The organism is Pseudomonas sp. ASL9 (genome assembly GCF_056680335.1).
This window is the reverse complement of sequence record NZ_CM155277.1, coordinates 5,619,212-5,638,069: the sequence shown is the minus strand read 5'-3', so window position 1 is coordinate 5,638,069 and position 18,858 is coordinate 5,619,212. Positions and strand designations below refer to the sequence as shown.

15 protein-coding genes are annotated in these 18,858 nt (G+C 56.8%); 9 read left to right on the top strand and 6 right to left on the bottom strand.

All coding sequences use genetic code 11. The annotated features are described in order from the left end of the window. Positions 1-76: 76 nt before the first annotated feature. Positions 77-577, bottom strand: a complete 501-nt coding sequence (tpx, locus tag AC1ME2_RS25830; protein WP_480437999.1) for a thiol peroxidase — start codon at positions 575-577, stop codon at positions 77-79. Between the two features lie 65 nt (positions 578-642). Continuing rightward, positions 643-1,566: a LysR family transcriptional regulator gene (locus tag AC1ME2_RS25825; protein WP_480437997.1), complete on the bottom strand. Its 924-nt coding sequence runs from the start codon at positions 1,564-1,566 to the stop codon at positions 643-645. A gap of 155 nt (positions 1,567-1,721) precedes the next feature. Here AC1ME2_RS25825 and AC1ME2_RS25820 point away from each other — a divergent pair, with 155 nt between their 5' ends. Further along, positions 1,722-2,717, top strand: a complete 996-nt coding sequence (locus AC1ME2_RS25820) for an aldo/keto reductase (RefSeq protein WP_480437996.1) — start codon at positions 1,722-1,724, stop codon at positions 2,715-2,717. A 57-nt stretch (positions 2,718-2,774) separates the two neighbouring features. Here AC1ME2_RS25820 and AC1ME2_RS25815 read toward each other — a convergent pair whose 3' ends face one another. The 3 genes from AC1ME2_RS25815 to AC1ME2_RS25805 all read right to left on the bottom strand — a co-directional run bounded on the left by AC1ME2_RS25815 (position 2,775) and on the right by AC1ME2_RS25805 (position 8,917). Next, on the bottom strand, positions 2,775-6,464 hold the full coding sequence (locus AC1ME2_RS25815; RefSeq protein ID WP_480437994.1) for a translocation/assembly module TamB domain-containing protein: 3,690 nt from the start codon (positions 6,462-6,464) through the stop codon (positions 2,775-2,777). After that, on the bottom strand, positions 6,461-8,200 hold the full coding sequence (locus tag AC1ME2_RS25810; protein WP_480437992.1) for an autotransporter assembly complex protein TamA: 1,740 nt from the start codon (positions 8,198-8,200) through the stop codon (positions 6,461-6,463). The genes AC1ME2_RS25815 and AC1ME2_RS25810 overlap by 4 nt, the downstream gene beginning before the upstream one ends. A 66-nt stretch (positions 8,201-8,266) precedes the next feature. After that, positions 8,267-8,917 carry a GNAT family N-acetyltransferase gene (locus AC1ME2_RS25805; RefSeq protein WP_480437990.1) on the bottom strand — a complete coding sequence of 217 codons (651 nt, stop codon included), beginning with the start codon at positions 8,915-8,917 and terminating at the stop codon, positions 8,267-8,269. A gap of 198 nt (positions 8,918-9,115) precedes the next feature. Here AC1ME2_RS25805 and xthA point away from each other — a divergent pair, with 198 nt between their 5' ends. The 5 genes from xthA to AC1ME2_RS25780 all read left to right on the top strand — a co-directional run bounded on the left by xthA (position 9,116) and on the right by AC1ME2_RS25780 (position 14,279). Continuing rightward, positions 9,116-9,928 carry an exodeoxyribonuclease III gene (gene xthA / locus AC1ME2_RS25800; RefSeq protein WP_480437989.1) on the top strand — a complete coding sequence of 271 codons (813 nt, stop codon included), beginning with the start codon at positions 9,116-9,118 and terminating at the stop codon, positions 9,926-9,928. A gap of 297 nt (positions 9,929-10,225) precedes the next feature. Continuing rightward, positions 10,226-10,711: an Hcp family type VI secretion system effector gene (locus AC1ME2_RS25795; RefSeq protein ID WP_480437987.1), complete on the top strand. Its 486-nt coding sequence runs from the start codon at positions 10,226-10,228 to the stop codon at positions 10,709-10,711. Further along, on the top strand, positions 10,708-12,177 hold the full coding sequence (locus AC1ME2_RS25790) for a hypothetical protein (RefSeq protein ID WP_480437986.1): 1,470 nt from the start codon (positions 10,708-10,710) through the stop codon (positions 12,175-12,177). The genes AC1ME2_RS25795 and AC1ME2_RS25790 overlap by 4 nt, the downstream gene beginning before the upstream one ends. Then, positions 12,174-12,560: a hypothetical protein gene (locus tag AC1ME2_RS25785; protein WP_480437985.1), complete on the top strand. Its 387-nt coding sequence runs from the start codon at positions 12,174-12,176 to the stop codon at positions 12,558-12,560. The genes AC1ME2_RS25790 and AC1ME2_RS25785 overlap by 4 nt, the downstream gene beginning before the upstream one ends. A gap of 348 nt (positions 12,561-12,908) precedes the next feature. Further along, positions 12,909-14,279 carry a phosphate ABC transporter substrate-binding/OmpA family protein gene (locus AC1ME2_RS25780; protein WP_480437983.1) on the top strand — a complete coding sequence of 457 codons (1,371 nt, stop codon included), beginning with the start codon at positions 12,909-12,911 and terminating at the stop codon, positions 14,277-14,279. A 642-nt stretch (positions 14,280-14,921) separates the two neighbouring features. On the opposite strand, the gene AC1ME2_RS25775 is transcribed toward AC1ME2_RS25780, so the two are convergent. Continuing rightward, positions 14,922-16,154, bottom strand: a complete 1,233-nt coding sequence (locus tag AC1ME2_RS25775; protein WP_480437981.1) for an acyl-CoA dehydrogenase — start codon at positions 16,152-16,154, stop codon at positions 14,922-14,924. A 161-nt stretch (positions 16,155-16,315) separates the two neighbouring features. Between AC1ME2_RS25775 and AC1ME2_RS25770 the strand changes: the two genes are divergently transcribed. From AC1ME2_RS25770 to AC1ME2_RS25760, 3 genes are all read left to right on the top strand, one after another. Further along, entirely contained in the window at positions 16,316-17,263 is a 948-nt protein-coding gene (locus AC1ME2_RS25770; RefSeq protein ID WP_480437980.1) for a LysR family transcriptional regulator, read from the top strand. A 167-nt stretch (positions 17,264-17,430) separates the two neighbouring features. Further along, on the top strand, positions 17,431-17,832 hold the full coding sequence (locus AC1ME2_RS25765; RefSeq protein ID WP_480437978.1) for a MerR family transcriptional regulator: 402 nt from the start codon (positions 17,431-17,433) through the stop codon (positions 17,830-17,832). Positions 17,833-17,858: 26 nt separating this feature from the next. Beyond that, positions 17,859-18,758 carry a hydroxymethylglutaryl-CoA lyase gene (locus tag AC1ME2_RS25760; RefSeq protein WP_480437976.1) on the top strand — a complete coding sequence of 300 codons (900 nt, stop codon included), beginning with the start codon at positions 17,859-17,861 and terminating at the stop codon, positions 18,756-18,758. The last annotated feature ends 100 nt before the right edge of the window (positions 18,759-18,858 follow it).

The window sequence follows — 18,858 nt, the reverse complement described above, 5'->3', positions numbered from 1 at the left end:
CTTATTTTCTATAAGACCCTGAAGCACAAATAGAAACGGCCCAGACTAGGCCAGGCCGTTAATGTTTTACAAAGTGTTACTTTAGAACAGCCAGAGCCGCTTCGTAATTCGGCTCGTGACCGATTTCCGATACCAGCTCGCTGTGCAGCACTTTGTCGTGTTCGTCGAGTACAACCACAGCACGCGCCGTCAGACCTACAAGCGGGCCCTCAGCGATTGCTACACCGTAGTTTTCAATGAACTCGCGGCCACGCATAGTGGACAGGTTCTGGACGTTTTCCAGGCCTTCGGCGCCGCAGAAGCGGGCTTGGGCGAACGGCAAGTCGGCGGAAATGCACAGCACGACGGCGTTCTTCAGGTCATTGGCCTGAGCGTTGAACTTGCGCACAGAGGTGGCGCAGGTCGGGGTATCAATGCTTGGAAAAATGTTCAGTACTTTGCGTTTTCCGGCAAAGGTGGCCAGGGTTACGTCAGCCAGGTTGCCCGCTACCAGCGTAAACGCAGGTGCGGAGCTGCCAACCTTTGGCAGTTCGCCGTTGACTTGAATAGGGTTGCCTTTCTGAGTCACTTGAGCCATGAGCTGAGTCCTTTTTTAAGGGTTTTTGGAAGAGCCGGAAGTTAAACACGAAAGTGCGTAGGGACCTATTGGCCTGACTGGATTTTATCTAACAGATTGTTCCGTGAACACACCTCTATCAACCAATCGACGAACACCCGCACTCGTCGCGACATCTGTCGATGCGGCGGGTACAAGGCCATCAAAGCCATCGTCGGCGGACGAAACGTACTCAACACTTCCACCAACGATCCACTGCGCAGCTGTTCAACGATATGGTAATACGGCGTCTGCACCAACCCGTATCCGGCCTCGCACGCGGCCAGGTAGCCGTCGGCGCTGTTTATTGACATTGCCTTGGGCAGACTGAAGTCACGCACCCGGCCGTCAATCACGAACTCCAGGCCGTACCGTTTGTTGGCGCTGGCAGAGAAGTATTCGATCACCTTGTGCTGCGGTAAATCTTCCAGTGTCAGCGGTGCGCCATGACGCTGGAGGTACTCGCGACTGGCGCAGGTCACTTGCGTCATGTTCGCCAACGGCCTGGCCACCAGCGATTCATCCAGAGAGGGCCCAGCCCGCACCACGCAATCCACGCCCTCACGGATCAAGTGCACGGGACGATCGCTCATGCCGATCTCCAGTTCAATCATCGGGTAACGGTCGGTGAATTGCGGCAATGCGGGGATTACGATCAAGCGACCGAAACCCACCGGAATATCGATGCGCAATACACCTTGTGGGGCAATGCTCGCGGATGAAAACGCCGCCTCGGTGTCCTCCAGATCGGTCAGCAGGCTGACGCAACGCTGGTAATACGCCTGGCCGTCCAACGTTGGACTGACTTGGCGGGTGGTGCGCTGCAGCAGTTGCACACCCAGATGCGCTTCCAGTTGTTTAATCAGAATCGTCGCTGAAGCCCGCGGTATATGCAGGCTGTCGGCGGCTTTGGCAAACCCGCCCAGTTCGACGATGCGGGTGAACACGCGCATGGCGTTGAATCGATCCATGGGACGGCGGCCTTGTGCGGACGAAGTGAAATCACGGTGATATTTCAGGTACCACTATTTAGATTATCTAAATAGTGAAAGCATTTTTAGCGGGTTTATCTCTGTTCTGTCGAGCGCAACAATGGCGACCCCCTTTAATCCGCAGGAGTTTATCCATGCAAACCCGTCAACTTGGTAAAAATGGCCCGCAGGTTTCCGCCATCGGTCTTGGCTGCATGGGCATGACCGACTTCTATACCACCGGTACTGACACCAAAGAAGCGATCGCGACCCTCCACCGAGCGCTGGAGCTGGGTATCACGCTGTTGGACACCGCCGACATGTATGGTCCGCACACCAACGAAGAGCTGATCGGTCAGGCCATTCGCGGCAAACGTGATCAGGTATTTCTCGCCAGTAAGTTCGGCTTTGTCCGCGACGCCAACGACGCTGGTGCTCGGGGCGTGAACGGCAGCCCGGAATATATTCGCAGCGCCATCGACGGCACGCTCAAGCGTTTGGGCATCGAAACCCTGGACCTGTATTACCAACACCGGATCGACCCGCAAATCTCGGTCGAAGAGTCAGTGGGCGCCATGGCTGAACTGGTCAAGGCCGGCAAAGTTCGTTACCTCGGCTTGAGCGAAGCGTCTGCCAGTACGCTGGAGCGGGCGCATAAAGTACATCCGATCACCGCGTTGCAAACCGAATACTCGTTGTGGAGCCGGGACCCGGAAGAAAATGGCAGCCTCGAAACCTGCCGCCGTCTAGGCATCGCTTTTGTCCCCTACAGCCCGCTGGGTCGTGGTTTCCTGACGGGCACGCTGAAAAGCCCTAACGACTTTGCCGCAGACGACTACCGTCGATCGAGCCCGCGTTTTCAGGGCGAAAACTTCGCGAAAAATCTGTTACTGGTGGAGAAGGTACAAAAACTTGCCACTGAGAAAGGCGTCAGCGCCGGGCAACTGGCCTTGGCCTGGGTGCTTGCCCAAGGCAATGACATTGTGCCTATTCCGGGGACCAAGCGACGCAAATACCTGGAAGAAAACGTCGCAGCATTGGCGATCAAACTAAGTCAGAGCGAACTGCAGGCCCTCAAGGATCTATTCCCCGTCGAGGCCATTGCCGGACAGCGTTACAGCGATAGCTCGTTGAAATTGGTTAACCAGTAACCGTCGATCCACTGTGGAGGCCAATTCATTCGCCCCCATAGTGGATCTGCGTGCAGCTCAGAAATCCCGCTTATAGAACAGATCCAACGAGCTGGCGATTCCGCTGGCGGCTTCCAGATAGAGCTTTTTGCTCAACATATAACGCAAGGCGATGGTGTTGGCCGGTTCGAACACACCGACACCGTAGCGTAGGCTCAACTTGTCAGTAATTTTGCCGCTGGCAACGACGCTGGTCGTGTTGCCGCTGCCTGACGTGTCCAGTTCAAAATCCTTGATACCAAGGTCTTTGGCGAGGGTATCCGTTGCTGACGAACTCCCAGCCAAACCCAATGCCAACGCCGCCTGGGCCATCATGTTGCTGTCTTCGCCGGTGGTGCTCAACGGTCGCCCCATGATCAGGTAGGACAACGCCTGCTCCTGGCTCATTGCCGGTTCTGAAAACACAACGCTGGTCGGCTGCTCGGCGTTGCCGGTCAGGCGAATACCGGCAATCACGTCGTCGGTTTGGCGAATCGCTTCGATATCGAGGTATGGCTGATCGATGGGGCCGGCAAACAATAGCCGCGCACGGCGAATGGTCAAGCGCTGACCATAAGCCCGATAACGCCCGTCGTTAAGGGTCAGTCCGCCGCGGGCATCAAGGTTGTCACCGATGTGCACATGACCCGCCAGATTCGCGGTCAGGCCGAAACCGGTGAAGCTGAGGGTGTCCTGCCCCACCTCAACATCGATATCCATGGCCATGACTAACGGCGGCGCACCGTGTTCTGTTTGATGACCGACGATCACAGCGTCGCCTGACAATTTGACCGTCGAGGGCGGCAGTTCGCGGATGGTAATCGCGCCTTTGGGGATCAGCACTTTGCCGGAAATGGCAAGCTTGTCGCCTTTCATGGCAATTTTCAGATCCGGCGCCACTTCCAGCGCGGCATAAGGCTCCACCGTGAGCGGCAGGCGCGTGCCTTTCAGATTGAGGTCCACCGCGAGTGCTTCGCCCCAGGATATCTGCCCATTCAACGTACCGTGCCCTGCCTCGCCACTGCTCCAACCGCCGTCCAGACGTACACTTTCGCCCGCGATAAGCGCCTGGATTTTCAGGTTATGCAGGCTGACCGGCAATTCCGGCCCGAACACCTCGCCCTCGCTAAGGGTGACGTTGCCATTGACCTGCGGCGCCAGTAGGCCGCCAGACAAACGCCCACTGCCATTGAGTCGACCGGTGAGCTTTTCCACCATTGGCACGAAAGGCCGGGCGATGGATATATCCACCCCACTGAGGTTGAATTCTCCGGTCAGCGGCTTGTTTTTCGTCAGCGGATCAATCTGCGCAATCACTGACAGCGTCCCGAGTTTGCCTCCCCGAAAATCCAGCCGGGAGTCGATGCGTTTCGGGTTCAGGGTGCTGCTGAGTTTGAGGCTTTCATAAGGGAACTCCAGCCATTGGTCCTTCTCGCGAATACTCAAAGTACCACCGCTGGTATCCACCGAAACCTGGCCATTGGGGCCGGAAGCAGGGAGGTCGAGTTGCACATCGGCGTTGAGCAGCCCTTTCCAGGCAAAGTCCGGGGGTAGCCACTGAGCCAGGCTGTCGAGGGGGAATTGCTTGAGGTGATAACGCAAGCGCGGATCAGGCATCAGGCGCTGGTCCTCGCCACACAGGCTTGCCTGCCCTGAAGTCCAGCAATGAGCAGTCAGATTGATGTTGCCATCAGCCAGTCGTTCGAGCCTGGTCGGCTGTTGCAAGCGCCAATCCTGGCCCCCCGTCTGCACATCGCCGCTGACCAGCCTGCCGCGCCAATTGCCTTTGCTCAGGTCTCCGTCGAGTGCCAACGCCAGTTTCAACAACGGGCCTTGCAGGTCGAGCGTCAATTGCTGATGTTTGATATCGCCCTGACCGTCGACTATCAGTGTTCCCAGTTGCGTGTCACCCCGTTGAATGCCGCTACCCTTGAGGTTGATGACGGCACGCTGAGCAGCGTCCAGTTTCGCCGCCAGAGTCAGGCTCTGCAGGCGGTCGTCTGCCATTGCCAGGTGCCCGCCTTCCAGCGCCAGTTGGCCTTGTGGCGCTTGCAACGTGCCCGCCAGATCCAGATGCCCTTTGACTTGACCCTGCAAGCGCGGCCAGAGCTGGCCCAGGCGTGGCAGGTTGATGTCCAGTTGGCCGAGAAGTCGTTGCTGCAGACTCCCGTGGCCTTGAACACGGTTATCGCCAAGGCGCATATCCAGCGCGCTGATTGTCCACTTATCACCGGCCCCATCCACCTTGGTCTGCAGCACGGCCGGCTGCCCACGTAACCGGCCTTTGAGGTCGAGGTCGGCATTCAAGCTCAATTGCTCGTTTTTGAACTCGCCTTTGCTCCGCAGCGCTCCAGCCAGGGTGCCCGGCAATTCCCCCAGCCAATACGCCGGATTGATCGCACTCAGGTCCAGCGCCGTATCCCAGCCTATGCCATCGGCGAATTGCAGATTCAGGTGGCCGTTGGCCTTACCCTGCCCCGCAGTTAGTTCCAACTGAGGAAGAAAGACTTGCTTGAGATCGCCACTGAACGGACTGCTCAGGCTGAACGCCCCGGCGGGCCCATCGAGAGCCCCGCTGAAGTTGCCCAGGTATTTGCCATCGCTGTAGGAGACTTCGCCCTTTAAGGTACGCAGAGCCACCTGGGGTTCATCAATGGCCGGATAAAGCCGGTGCCATGGAAAATTCAACCAATCGACTTTTGCGTCGACGCTGAAACCCTGGTGCCAGTTCAGTGTGCCGCTGAGTTTCAGCGACTGTTCGGCGTTAGCCGTCAGGTCGAGGGCGGCGATGTCCGCACCTTGAGCATCGACCTTACCTTGAAGCGCCAACGCAACAGGACCTTGTTCGGCAGGCAGGCTGGCGTTGCCAGAGACCTGATAGCCATTCTTCAAGTCCCCCTGAGCGGTCAATTCAAGCTGGTTGAGTTGCAGGGTGCCAGGCAGTTCGGCGCTGGCCTTGAAGTTATCGGCGGTAATTTTCGCCTGTGCGGGTAGATTCTCCGCCAGCGGCTGCAATTGCCCGATTAGTTGACCTTGCAAATAACCGCTGCTGTCGGCCTTGATCTCCAAGGTTTTGAGCAGGTTGCCCTCAATATTCAAGGCCAGAACCCAAGGTTGAGCATCGGGTGCTGGCAGCTTCAATTGACCTTGAGCCGTCAGCGGCCAGTCGCCGTTCGGCTGTAACAACCCGGACAGATCGAGTTCCAGAGTGTCGTGCTGCAGATGCGCAGCAGTGACTTGCAGACCGTTGGCAGTCCATTCTGCTGCCAGTTGCAGACTGCGTACCGCTTCGCTGCCATTGAACAGGAGGCTACCGATGCGTACATCACCCAAGCGGATCGCCAGTGGCAACTTCAGATTTGGCAGGCTCAATGGCCCACTGCCTTGGTCGGTACCGGGAGGGAACTGCAAACTGACCCGCTCGGCCTGCAATTGATCGACACATAACGTCATCTTTGCCAGGCACGAAGGTGACCAGGCAAACACGGGCGCATCGACCTCGACGCGATTTTCGCCCTGCTCCCAGAGCAGATGATCGGCACGCCATTGACCAGCCAGATGCCCGTTGAAGTTTTCGACTTGCAAACCTGGCATCAGGCCGAGCGCCCAACGGCTGCCTGCTTGTGTGCCCAGGATCAAACATAGACTCAAGATCAACAGTGCCAGAAATACGATCAGACTCAGGCCGGTAATTTTTATTGCACGGCTCGCGGCGCTGGCACTCCTCATAGTTCAGGGCCCATGGAGAAGTGCAAGCGAATCCCTCCGGGATCGTCCAGCGCATGGGCCAGATCCAGGCGTAACGGCCCAACCGGCGAGACCCAGCGCACACCGATACCAACACCGGTTTTCAAGCTTGGCAGTTGCACTGTATTGAACGAGTTGCCCTGATCGATAAAGGTCGCCACGCGCCATTTTTCAGCTATCGAATATTGATATTCGACACTGCCAGCGACCATGTAACGCCCTCCGATACGGTCGCCATTGGCGTTCGTCGGCGACAGCGTCTGGTAGTCGTAACCGCGCACGCTTTGATCGCCACCGGCAAAAAAACGCAGGGACGGAGGGATGGATTGATAGCCGTTGGTCGCACTGCCGCCCACCTGCACGCGCCCAAGAAAACGGTGGTTCTGCCACACCGTCGTCAAGCCTTTCAGCAGGATGTTACCGTGCAACAGGTTGGTGTCCGACCCCAACCCTTCCTTGGCCACTTGCGCGTCAAACTGCAAACGATAGCCGTTGTGCGGGTCAATACGGTTGTCACTGCGCAAGTATGAATAGCTGATACCCGGCATCAGCAGGGTGCTGAGCCCCGAGTCATCGCCCAGACGATATTCCTCGCGCTGCCACTTCAATGAAATCACCCGCTCCCAACCGCTAGGCAATTTGCTGTGCCATTCAGGGCCAAGGGTCAACAGCTTGCTCAAACTTTCGCTGTCAGCAATTTCTTCGTACTGATAACCGCCGGCGAAACGTAGTTTGTCGGTCAACGGCGGATCCATCGGAATGTCGTACCACAGACCGACGTTTTGCTTGGGCGCCGACAGCTCCATCTCGGCGCCATAGCTGTCGCCCTGGGAGTTGGCCCAATGCCGGGTCCAGTTGGCCTTGCCACGCACACCGACGTCAGTGGAAAAACCAATACCCAGCCCCATCGTGCGCGGTTTGCGGGTTTGCAGCTGGACCGCCACCGGAACCACCTGATCCACTGCTGCCGTTGGCGCAGCATCCACCCGCACGCCCTCGAAGTAGCCACTCGATTGCAATGCCTGATTGAGTTCGGCGATCAGTTGCGAGTCATAAGGGGTATTGGTTTTGAACGGCACCATGCGCTGCATCAAGTCGTCATCAAACGGCGCATCACCGCTGAAGCTGACTTTGCCAAGGGAATAACGAGGACCGCTGTCATAGATCAGCTCGATATCGGCAACGCCTGCCTTCGGGTCGATAGCCAGACGCTGGCTGGTGAAGTGTCCGCGGAAAAAACCGTAGCGTGACGCCTGATTCTGGATCAAGCGCTTGGCGTCTTCGTAATGACCATGATTGAGGACTGCGCCGGTTTTCAACACGTCGCTTTGCGGCACCCGAAAGGCCTTGAGCGAGGCGGCCGGGCCGTCGACCCGCACCGTGACATTACGCAGATGCACTGGCTCACCGGGCGCGATATTGATCACCAGCCGCAGGTCCTTGCCGGTTTTTACTTCGCTGTGAATCTGCGACTGGTAATAGCCCAAGGCTTGCGCCGCTTTTTGTGCCTGCTCTTCGGCCCCCAGACTGAAACGTTGCAGAGCCTCCTCGTCGCGCTCGCCAAGGCTGCCCACATACCCTTCAATGTTGGCTTTAAGTTCTTCATTGGAGGGTTTTACCCTGACGTCCAACTGCGCGGCGGCGAACACCCCAAAGGTGCTGAACTGGACAGTAAACAGCAGGACAAAACCGCTGGTAAATCTACCGGAAAACTTCATAGACGCGAATGCTATCACGAGCCGCGAGTTGCGCTGGAACAGGTCCTACAGCGCAAGTTTCGCGCTCTACGCCTGGGCTTTGAGCAATACCTGTGGATTGGGGTGAAAAAACACGTGTTCTCGGATGGGTCCCACAGCAACTTCACCGATTTCCTCATAACCCTGTCGTTTATAAAACGCCAAATAACGTGGATTGCCGGTGTCGAGCACAACACCCTGCGAGTTTTCGTCGACAGCGCACCATTGGTGCAGCGCTTCGAGCAGTTGCTCGCCAAAATGACGGCCCTGAAATTGCGGGTGAATCCCCAGCAGCGGCAAAACATGCACCGAGTCCGACGGCAGACAGGCCAGCACCGCCTGGTGATACTCCAGATAGCGCTGGGTGCAGCGGAACCCTGCGCTGAGAACCATCCGCAGGCGCCACGCCCAGCTTTCGGTAATGCCCAGACGGCGTTGCGGGGGCGCGATCAGGGCGATACCCACCAACCGATCCTCAACAAACAGCCCCAGCGCCGGCAGATCCTGAAAAAAATGCTGTTTGACCAGTTCTCGCATCGTGGCCCGAACCCTATGCTCATAACCGGGCCGGTCCGACTCGAACAAATACGCAAAGCTCGGCTCATGCCGATAGGCGTGATACAGCAGCGAACGTGCTTCGCGAGAATAACCACTGTCTAGTTGACGGACTTCGGCCACGGCGGTTGATGTTGCAGGCATTGGGTTTACCTCGTAGGTACAGCGCTGCTCGAACGACAGCGTTTGTGATGCGAAAGCTTCGAGTAGCAGGTACACGCTACAGTTCCAACAACTTCGACTCCCTACCCGACCCTAGCATCGGATCAGGCAATCCGCCACGCTGGCCGTGAGTCGACAGGTCAGCTAGCATCGTTTTTTTGTTCACCAGGATTGCCGATCATGAAAATCGTCTCGTTCAACATTAACGGCCTGCGTGCCAGACCTCATCAGTTGGCGGCACTGATTGAGAAACATCAGCCGGATGTGATCGGCCTGCAGGAAACCAAAGTCTCGGACGAGCAATTTCCCCACGCTGACATCGAAGCCTTGGGGTATCACGTGCACTTCCACGGGCAGAAAGGCCACTACGGTGTTGCCCTGCTCTCGCGCCAAGCGCCACTGACCCTGCACAAAGGTTTCGACACGGATGACGAGGACGCCCAGAAGCGCTTTATCTGGGGCACGTTCGCCGACGTCAATGGCCAGCCGGTGACCATCATGAACGGCTACTTTCCGCAGGGTGAAAGCCGCGACCATCCGACCAAATTTCCGGCCAAGGCGCGGTTCTACAACGACCTGCAGCACTTGCTGGAAAGCCAGTTCAAAAACGATCAGCCATTGGTGGTGATGGGCGACGTGAACATTTCACCGGAAGACTGCGACATTGGCATCGGCCCGGACAATGCCAAACGCTGGCTCAGGACTGGCAAATGCAGTTTCTTGCCTGAAGAACGCGAGTGGATGGCCCGCCTGAAAAACTGGGGCCTGGTGGACAGCTTCCGTCACCTTCATCCAGAAGTGATCGACCGCTTCAGCTGGTTCGACTACCGCAGCCGCGGCTTCGAAGATGAGCCCAAGCGCGGTTTGCGTATCGACGTGATCATGGCATCCCATGGCTTGCAGCCGCGGATCAAGGCCGCTGGCGTGGACTACGATCTGCGCGCCATGGAAAAACCGTCAGACCATGCGCCGATCTGGCTGGAGTTGAGCTAAAGCATTTAACTGTAGAGGTGGCCCAAGGCTGCGATTGCTTCAAGATCGTATCGCAACCTTCGGCAGCGCTTATCAAACCGTTCGGGTCAAACGTGCCCGAGGCCATAAAGCTTTGCTCGTTTCATGCAGTGGAGTTGGCTTGTCTTGGGAGTTCGGGGAACAACGGAGCAAAGAAACCAACATAAGCCTGATTTTGTTCCATTGCTCACTCCTCCGTATCTATATTCGGAAGCGTCCTACAGCCGGCCGCCCCCCGTGATAATAGACTGTCCAGCCGACGAAAAAGGACTGGCACGCATGGCTAACCACGGTTACATGACCCTGACAGGTAAGGTTCAAGGGCTGATTTCAGAGGGCTGCTCAACCCAGGATTCCATGGGCAACAAATATCAGTCAGGCCATACCGACGAAATAATGGTGCTGTCTTACAACCATACCATGGCCACTATTGGAAATATCAACAGGGCAACCCACCACCCCATCATCATCACAAAAAACGTTGATAAATCATCGCCGTTACTCGCTCAAGCGCTCGCAAGCAGAGAAGAAATAAACGGTACGATCAGTTTCTACCGCGTATCGCCCGCTGGCACGCAGGAAAAATTCTATTCAGTGTCGATCAGCGGCGGAATTATTGCTGACCTGACGCTTGATATGCCCCATGTCATTTTACAATCCGATGCAGAACCTCAAGAACACGTTGCTATTCGCTACCGCGAAATCACCTGGAGGCACCACTTGGCGGGGACCAGCGGCTATAGCTTTTGGGGCGAAGAGGGATGAACCCCAACCGTTATGACCTATGGGATGTCCACCAAGCTGCGGGCCAACTGCTGGCGCAAGCTCTTACCCTCAGTGCTCGCCACCTTAGCCACGGTATCCCGCGTGTGCACTTCAATCGGGAAGTGGCCTATTACGCAAAGCGCATTGTCGATGATGTCGAGCTCGGCCATAAAACCCCTGAGCAAGGCATACAGGCACTGCTGCAAGAACGGAACGACCTGTTAAACCAGGCGCAGGCCGTGGTGCGCAACGGCCACGTTGCAATAAGCGATGCGGTAAAGCGTATCCCGGTACATAGACTCACCCAACCCGTATTACAACCCGACCCCGAGCGCTTATTGCGCTTTGTCCATGCTCAACACCTCAACGCGCCTGATGAGAAGGCTCAAAGCACAACCCAGACTGCAGCCCCGCCACCTCCCGTCGACACGTATAAGTTTTTCCCCCGAGAACAATGGCCAGCGCCAATCGAGTTACACGACCCAGGGTTCTACGTCGTGCCCAAGAGCACAACGGCTGAGCAGCTGGAAGCGCAGCTGTTCACCTCACGCAACCCGGCCGTGATCGCCAAATTCAGGGCCCTTAACCCTGATTTGGATCAGGTAAAAGCGGGCCAGTTGATCGTGCTGAGTGATCCCGAAAATCCGCGATGCACCGGCGAAGAAGCGCTGCTGATGGAAACGGCACGCAGGGTGAATCAGACGCTGGCTGATCTTAGCCCGGAAGAAGCCGATTTTATGATGCGTCACCGTGACGAAATCGAATCCTTCCTCACGCATGGCGCCACCGCGATCGGCGTAGGAACGGCGATTTTCGGCAAGAACCTGGAAAGTGTGAAAGCTTCGCTGAAGGCCATTGAGTCCTTGCACCAACGCACCTTTCAGCGGGATGGGCATCTGCGCTCAGCGGAGTTCTTTGCCGAACGCAAGCACCTGTTTACGCAACTCGATACCCAACTCACCTCGCTGACCAAAAAAAGCATCGGCTTCCCCGACCACCCGAAGCTGAAAAGCGCCCTGGGTATTTCCAGTCGCAGCCTGGTACATCGCGCGGGGCGCGCGGGCGGACTCGGCCAGAACCCCGGCTATGCCACCCGCCTGGCCGCTGTGGCCAAGGCCTCCCAGCACGTCAAATACGGCGGCTGGATCGGCACCGCCGTCGGCGGCGGCGCCTCATACATGAAGGTTCAAGACGTGTGCACAGCGGGCAATACCGAGGCCTGCGAAAAGGTGAAATACACCGAAGGCGGAGGTTTTATCGGCGGGGTTGCGGGGGGTGCTGCCGTTGGTGTGTTAGGCGGTGCTACGACTGGCGCTATCTGTGTAGCTCTCGGGGTGCCTACTGGTGGAATAGGACTGCTTGTATGCGGCATCGTGGTAGTCGGAGGCGGATCTTTCGCAGCGGGTGCTATCGGAGGGATGGGTGGTGAACTAATAGGGGAAACAATTTATGAGGTCACTCAATGAGCGTGAGTACCGCTAACAAATTCATCCTCTGGGTCGGCTTAATTGGTTTTGGAGGCGTGTTCACTTTTCTTGGCGTTGCGCTGCATCTCGCCTACACCAAAATGGATCTGATGTTGAACCATTTGAAGAATTGTCCTGCGGTTATGAACCGTGCTTTTCTTTTAAACGTAGGCCCTTGGGGAAGGTTGGTTGTACTGGGCGGAATAATGGGTCTAATGATCACGCCTCGCATCTATCTTCGCGATGGAGGGGCTAACGCTGAGGATTTAAAGAGCTTCCCTGCCGACCTTAAACGCAAACTGATTGTTTTACATTGGGCCGGATGGGTGCCTCTATTGGTGGTATTTGGAATGGTTGCAGTGGTCAAACTTGGTTTTATCTAGCCTTTTGGTATACGCCTGTTTGCCCTTGGCAAGGGTGGTTAAATGGTAGGCGAAGCAATTTACGAGGCCACTCAATGAGCTTGGGTACCGCTGACAAAATAATGCTCTGTGTCGGCCTAATTGATTTTGCAGGTATTTTCGTTTGGCTTGGCGTTGCGCTGCATCTCGCCTACACCAAGATGGGCAGGATGTTGAACCACTTGAAGAACTGTCCCACTGCTACGATCCGAGCCTCCTACAGTTGATCTACAACTATCCAACTTTCTAACTGCCCAGCGTCGCTGTCATATTTTCGCAATCATTCTGACTTAATCTCCCGGCACTTTCTGTTCGTATAAGGTGCCACACATGCTGCGCGCTCTGTTCATTGGTCGTTCCCAACATCGCGCAGCCTGGCTATTGGGGTTTATCTGCAGCGCCCTACCCGGCCTGGTTTCTGCCGCATTGCCCATTCCTGCCGAAGGCGTCCCTGCATTACGCATCCAGGGCTCGAACACCATTGGCGCCGCATTGGGCCCCGCGTTGGTCGAAGGCTTACTGCAAGCCCAGGGTCTGCAAGACGTGCGTATTGAAGCAGGGCCTCATGAAAACGAACAACGGGTGCTCGGCCAGACCGCTACCGGACGCACGGTACTGATCGAGGTTGCGGCCCATGGTTCGGGCACAGGGTTCACTGCATTGAAAGCCGCCAAAGCCGATCTGGCCGCGTCGTCACGCCCCATCAAGGACAGTGAGCTAGCGGACCTGGCTACGCTGGGTGACCTGAAAAGCCGCAAGGCCGAACAAGTCATCGCCATCGACGGCGTGGCGGTGATTCTCAATCCGGCCAACCCCTTGCATCAGTTGAACACTGAACAGCTCGCGCAGATTTTCTCTGGCGACGTTCACGACTGGGAAGATCTCGGCGGTACCGGTGGTGCGATTCACCTGTATGCCCGTGATGATCACTCTGGCACCTTCGACACGTTCAATGAACTGGTACTGCTCAAGTACGGTAAAACCCTGGCGCGCAACGCCAAGCGGTTCGAGTCCAGTGAACAGCTGTCTGATGAAGTTGCCCAGGACCGTGGAGGCATTGGTTTTATCGGTTTGCCTTACGTGCGCAGGGCCCACGCAGTAGCGATTGTCGATGGCGGCTCGACACCGATGCTGCCGACCGTCAGCCTGATTGCCACCGAGGATTATCCGCTGTCGCGGCGCCTGTATTTCTACCTGCCACCTCAGGGGCACCAGCCATGGGCCGAAGCGTTGGTGCAGTTCGCGCAAAGCAGCAAAGGCCAGGCCATCGTTGCCAACAACGGTTTCATTGCCCAAACGGTACAGGCGATCAAAGTCCAGGCCTCAGCCGGGATGCCCCCGGACTATCAAGCCATCGTCGGGCAGGCACAGCGTTTGTCGGTGAACTTTCGCTTCGCCCAAGGCAGTGCGACCCTGGATAACAAGGCGCAGCTCGATCTGCAGCGTGTGTTGGATTACCTCAAGACACACGACAAACTGAACGGCCACGTCACCCTGGTAGGGTTTGGCGATGCCAAGAGCGATCCAGCGCGGGCAGCGTTATTGTCCAAACTCCGGGCCATGGCGGTGCGACGGGAGCTGGTCAAGAACGGGGTAATCTTTCGCGACATTCGCGGTTTTGGTGACGAGATGCCGGTGGCGGCCAACAACGCCGACGAAGGCCGGATCAAGAATCGGCGGGTGGAGGTTTGGGTGTATTGAGTCCGCAGGCAGATGAATAACCGTAGGAGCTGCCGAAGGCTGCGATCGCCTTGGGGTCGCGCCCGGCGGAACCGGTCGCTATTTTTGGTACTCATGAAGGTCCTTCGGACCTTATCGCAGCCTTCGGCAGCTCTCATCAAACTGACTTTTTAACCCTTTAAAAACAATGTGTTGGCGCTGATCTTGATGTGTATATCCGGCATTTTGATGTGCAGTAATTACGGTTTCGCTCTTACAGCGAGGAACCTTTTACAAGCGCCTAAAAGGTACCCCAAAACGCTTGCCCCTCCATGCGGATCCTCGCTTAGGCTCGGACTTCCCTCGCTCCGGCGTTGCTCCGGGGGTCGCCGCAAGGGGCCGTCCCTGGCCCCGTGCGGCTTACTCGGCATCCTTGCCTCGTTACCCCCTGCGCAACGCCTGCGCTCGGCCTTCTGGAAAAGGGGCCTGGCCGTAATTCGATACTCAATTCACACAACATCCTAACGGCAGATCAAAAACCTGTGGGAGCAGGCTTGCCTGCGAAGGCTCAGCTGACACACCACTAAACCATCACACCACGCAAATCAAAACCAGTTTGCTGCGCGACAGCGCGGCGTCGAAGACGCGGCGAGGCCTCCTACAGGGGCCTGTGAACAGCGACTATCAGTGATGCTCGCTGCGCAGCATTTCCTTCGGCAAGTACTTACCGATTTCGAACTTGCCAATCGCCGCGCGGTGCACTTCATCCGGGCCATCGGCCAGGCGCAAGGTGCGCTGCATCGCGTACATGTAAGCCAACGGGAAATCGTTGGAAACCCCCGCCCCGCCGTGCATCTGGATCGCCCTGTCAATCACGCGCAATGCCACGTTCGGCGCCACGACTTTGATCTGGGCAATCTCGCTTTTCGCAACTTTGTTGCCGACGGTGTCCATCATGTACGCAGCCTTTAAGGTCAGCAGCCGCGCCATGTCGATGTCCATCCGCGAATCAGCAATTTTGTCGATGTTGCCACCCAGGCGCGCCAACGGACGACCGAATGCAGTGCGGCTGATCGAGCGTTTGCACATCAGTTCCAGTGCCCGTTCAGCCATACCGATGGAGCGCATGCAGTGGTGAATCCGACCAGGCCCGAGCCGACCTTGAGCAATCTCGAAACCACGACCTTCACCCAGCAGGACATTCTCGTAAGGCACTCTGACGTTCTCAAACAGCACTTCAGCGTGCCCGTGGGGCGCATCGTCGTAACCAAATACCGGCAACGCGCGAACGATTTTCACGCCAGGGGCGTCGGTCGGCACCAGAATCATTGAATGCTGCTGATGGCGCGGCCCCTCAGGATTGCTCAGCCCCATGAAAATCATGATTTTGCAACGCGGGTCGCAGGCACCTGAGGTCCACCACTTGCGGCCGTTGATCACCCATTCATCACCATCACGTTCAGCACGGGCCGCCATGTTGGTGGCATCAGAGGAGGCCACGTCCGGCTCGGTCATGGCGAACGCTGAACGGATTTCACCGCGCAACATCGGTTCAAGCCACTGTTGCTTCTGCGCTTCATTGGCATAGCGCACCAGCACTTCCATGTTGCCGGTGTCTGGCGCCGAGCAGTTGAACGGCTCTGGCCCGAGCAGCGAGCGGCCCATGATTTCAGCCAGTGGGGCGTACTCCAGGTTGGTCAGCCCCGCACCGAATGTCGACTCCGGCAGAAACAGGTTCCACAGCCCCTCAGCCTTGGCCTTGAGTTTGAGTTCTTCCATGATCGCTGTGGGCTGCCAGCGATCACCCTCGGTAACCTGACGTTCGAAAACAGGCTCTGCCGGGTAGACATAAGTATCCATGAACGCAGTGACGCGCTCACGCAGTTCCTGAACCTTTGGGGAATAAGCGAAATCCATGAGCAGCTACCTTCTGAAGGAGGTGGATGAGTGCATGAACTGGATGCTAGATCAGCGATGAAAATTTATCTAACCTATTCTCAACGTGTATAAACATTCATAACCGATATATGATCAGGCTTCGCAACGTCTCAATAAAAACAACATGAGAGCGCAATGGAATGAATCTGAGCAAGGTTGACCTCAACCTCTTTATTGTCTTTGATGCCATCTACACCGAAGCCAATCTGACCCGTGCCGGACAGATTATCGGCATCACCCAGCCTGCGGTTTCCAATGCTCTGGCCCGCCTGCGGGAGACCTTCAACGACCCACTTTTCGTACGTACCGCGCAAGGCATGGTGCCCACGCCCATGGCCCAGAACATTATCGGCCCCGTGCGCAACGCCTTGTCATTGCTGCGCGTTTCGGTGCAGGAAAGCCGGATTTTCAATCCGTTGCAGGCGAACAAGACCTACCGCATCAGCATGACCGACTTGACCGAAGCGGTGATCCTGCCTGCATTGTTTCAACGCCTGCGTCGACTGGCCCCGGCGGTGATTATCGAGAGCTTTTTGTCCAAGCGCCGCGAGACCACCAAGGAACTGGCGGCCGGTCGCCTCGACTTCGCCGTCGATGCGCCACTCAACACTGACCCGCAGGTGCGTCACGTCAAGCTCATGGAAGACAAGTACGTCTGTGCCATGCGCAAAGGGCATCCACTGGCAACCAAAGAAAAGTTCGGCCTGGAAGACTACCTGTCCGTGACCCACATTCACATTTCCAGCCGCCGTAGTGGCCTGGGGCATGTTGACCTGGCTTTGGGCAAGATGGGGATCCAGCGCAAAATCTCCCTGCGCTCGCAGCATTACCTGATGGCTTCGCAAGTGCTGCAAGAGACCGATATGGTCATGACCGTGCCGGAGCGCTTCGCCAGACGCCACGATCTGCACTATGTCAATTTGCCGGTCAATGATGTGCCGCCGGTGGAAACCCACCTTTACTGGCACGAAAGCACCGATCAGGACCCCGCCAACCGCTGGATGCGAGAGCAGATAATCGAGCTCTGCCAACGGGTGACAGCGCAAGAAAACAAGCTAGATAAAGCTTTAGATATGAATCTCAAATAATTGATTAATAAACATTTATTTTTATAACTTAATGTTATTTCTAGAATAAATATCCTGTGTTTTACCCCTTAATGAAGCGGCAAAGACTCATCAAGACCCGGCAGACTGCTTGACGTATACGTCAAGCACGCCGTAGGTTAGCCACACGTTCAACCGTGAGCACCTTCATGAGCAGCCAGACCTACAGCATCTCCGACCTCGCTCGCGAGCTCGACATCACCACCCGCGCGATTCGCTTCTATGAAGAACAAGGCCTGCTCGCCCCAGAGCGGCGCGGCCTTGAGCGTATCTACTCAGGCCGCGACAAGGTCAGCCTGAAGTTGATCCTGCGTGGCAAGCGCATCGGCTTTTCCCTGGCCGAATGCCGCGAACTCATCGAGCTGTACGACCCTCGCGGCGACAATCAAAAACAATTGAATACCATGCTCGGCAAAATTGTTGACCGCCGAACGCAGCTTGAACAGCAACTGCTGGACATCCAGCAAATGCAGTTGGAGCTGGACACGGCTGAGGAGCGCTGCCTGGCTGCGCTTGAAAGATCCATTACAAATCATGATGTTACTGAGTAAACCTCAAAAAATTATAAGGTGATGCCATGCCCCTGCCTCAACATGTACGTCTGGTAGAAGTCGGCCCTCGCGATGGCCTGCAAAATGAAGCCCAGCCCATCAGCGTCGCGGACAAAGTACAACTGGTCGATGAGCTGACCGCCGCAGGACTGAGCTATATCGAAGTCGGCAGTTTTGTCTCGCCCAAATGGGTGCCACAAATGGCGGGTTCCGCTGAAGTCTTCGCCCAGATCCAGCGCAAGCCCGACGTGACCTATGCGGCACTGGCGCCCAACTTCAGGGGATTTGAAGACGCCCTCGCCGCTGGCGTGACAGAAGTCGCGGTATTCGCCGCCGCGTCCGAAGCGTTCTCCCAGCGCAACATCAATTGTTCAATCAGCGAAAGCCTGGAGCGTTTCGCCCCGATCATGGAAGCGGCCCGCTTGCACGGCATCCGTGTGCGCGGGTATGTGTCCTGCGTGCTCGGTTGCCCATACGAAGGTCAGGTTGCACCGCAACAGGTGGCCTCGGTCGCCAACGAGCTGTTTGCCATGGGCTGTTATGAAGTGTCCCTGGGCGACACCCTCGGCACGGGCACACCGGGCGCGACCCGGACCTTGTTCGACGTGGTCGCCGGGCAGATCCCACGGGGCAAACTGGCGGGCCACTTCCATGACACCTATGGCCAAGCGCTGGCCAACATCTACGCCAGTCTGCTTGAAGGGATTCAGGTGTTCGACAGTTCCATCGCCGGGCTCGGCGGTTGCCCCTACGCCAAGGGCGCCAGCGGTAACGTGGCGACCGAAGATGTGCTGTACATGCTCAACGGTCTGGGAATTGATACCGGCATTGATATGGACCGCTTGATCGCAGCCGGTCAGCGTATCTGTGATGTGCTGGGACGCCCTACCGGTTCGCGCGTCGCGAAGGCGCGTTTGGCGAGCTGAGTGTTACCGCCTCGATAAAAGGTGGGGCGGAAACGGGTAACACGGAAACAATTACTGATAATTTTTATCGGTGATTCTGCTGTGTATTTTTTAATCCATT

Excerpts from the sequence above, each read along its gene's own strand:
- AC1ME2_RS25790 (WP_480437986.1), top strand. The coding sequence starts at position 10,708 with ATGAACCCCAACCGTTATGACCTATGGGATGTCCACCAAGCTGCGGGC.
- AC1ME2_RS25770 (WP_480437980.1), top strand. The coding sequence starts at position 16,316 with ATGAATCTGAGCAAGGTTGACCTCAACCTCTTTATTGTCTTTGATGCC.
- AC1ME2_RS25825 (WP_480437997.1), bottom strand. The coding sequence starts at position 1,566 with ATGGATCGATTCAACGCCATGCGCGTGTTCACCCGCATCGTCGAACTG.
- AC1ME2_RS25760 (WP_480437976.1), top strand. The coding sequence starts at position 17,859 with ATGCCCCTGCCTCAACATGTACGTCTGGTAGAAGTCGGCCCTCGCGAT.
- AC1ME2_RS25780 (WP_480437983.1), top strand. The coding sequence starts at position 12,909 with ATGCTGCGCGCTCTGTTCATTGGTCGTTCCCAACATCGCGCAGCCTGG.
- AC1ME2_RS25785 (WP_480437985.1), top strand. The coding sequence starts at position 12,174 with ATGAGCGTGAGTACCGCTAACAAATTCATCCTCTGGGTCGGCTTAATT.
- AC1ME2_RS25820 (WP_480437996.1), top strand. The coding sequence starts at position 1,722 with ATGCAAACCCGTCAACTTGGTAAAAATGGCCCGCAGGTTTCCGCCATC.
- AC1ME2_RS25765 (WP_480437978.1), top strand. The coding sequence starts at position 17,431 with ATGAGCAGCCAGACCTACAGCATCTCCGACCTCGCTCGCGAGCTCGAC.
- xthA (WP_480437989.1), top strand. The coding sequence starts at position 9,116 with ATGAAAATCGTCTCGTTCAACATTAACGGCCTGCGTGCCAGACCTCAT.
- AC1ME2_RS25810 (WP_480437992.1), bottom strand. The coding sequence starts at position 8,200 with ATGAAGTTTTCCGGTAGATTTACCAGCGGTTTTGTCCTGCTGTTTACT.
- AC1ME2_RS25805 (WP_480437990.1), bottom strand. The coding sequence starts at position 8,917 with ATGCCTGCAACATCAACCGCCGTGGCCGAAGTCCGTCAACTAGACAGT.
- AC1ME2_RS25775 (WP_480437981.1), bottom strand. The coding sequence starts at position 16,154 with ATGGATTTCGCTTATTCCCCAAAGGTTCAGGAACTGCGTGAGCGCGTC.
- tpx (WP_480437999.1), bottom strand. The coding sequence starts at position 577 with ATGGCTCAAGTGACTCAGAAAGGCAACCCTATTCAAGTCAACGGCGAA.
- AC1ME2_RS25815 (WP_480437994.1), bottom strand. The coding sequence starts at position 6,464 with ATGAGGAGTGCCAGCGCCGCGAGCCGTGCAATAAAAATTACCGGCCTG.
- AC1ME2_RS25795 (WP_480437987.1), top strand. The coding sequence starts at position 10,226 with ATGGCTAACCACGGTTACATGACCCTGACAGGTAAGGTTCAAGGGCTG.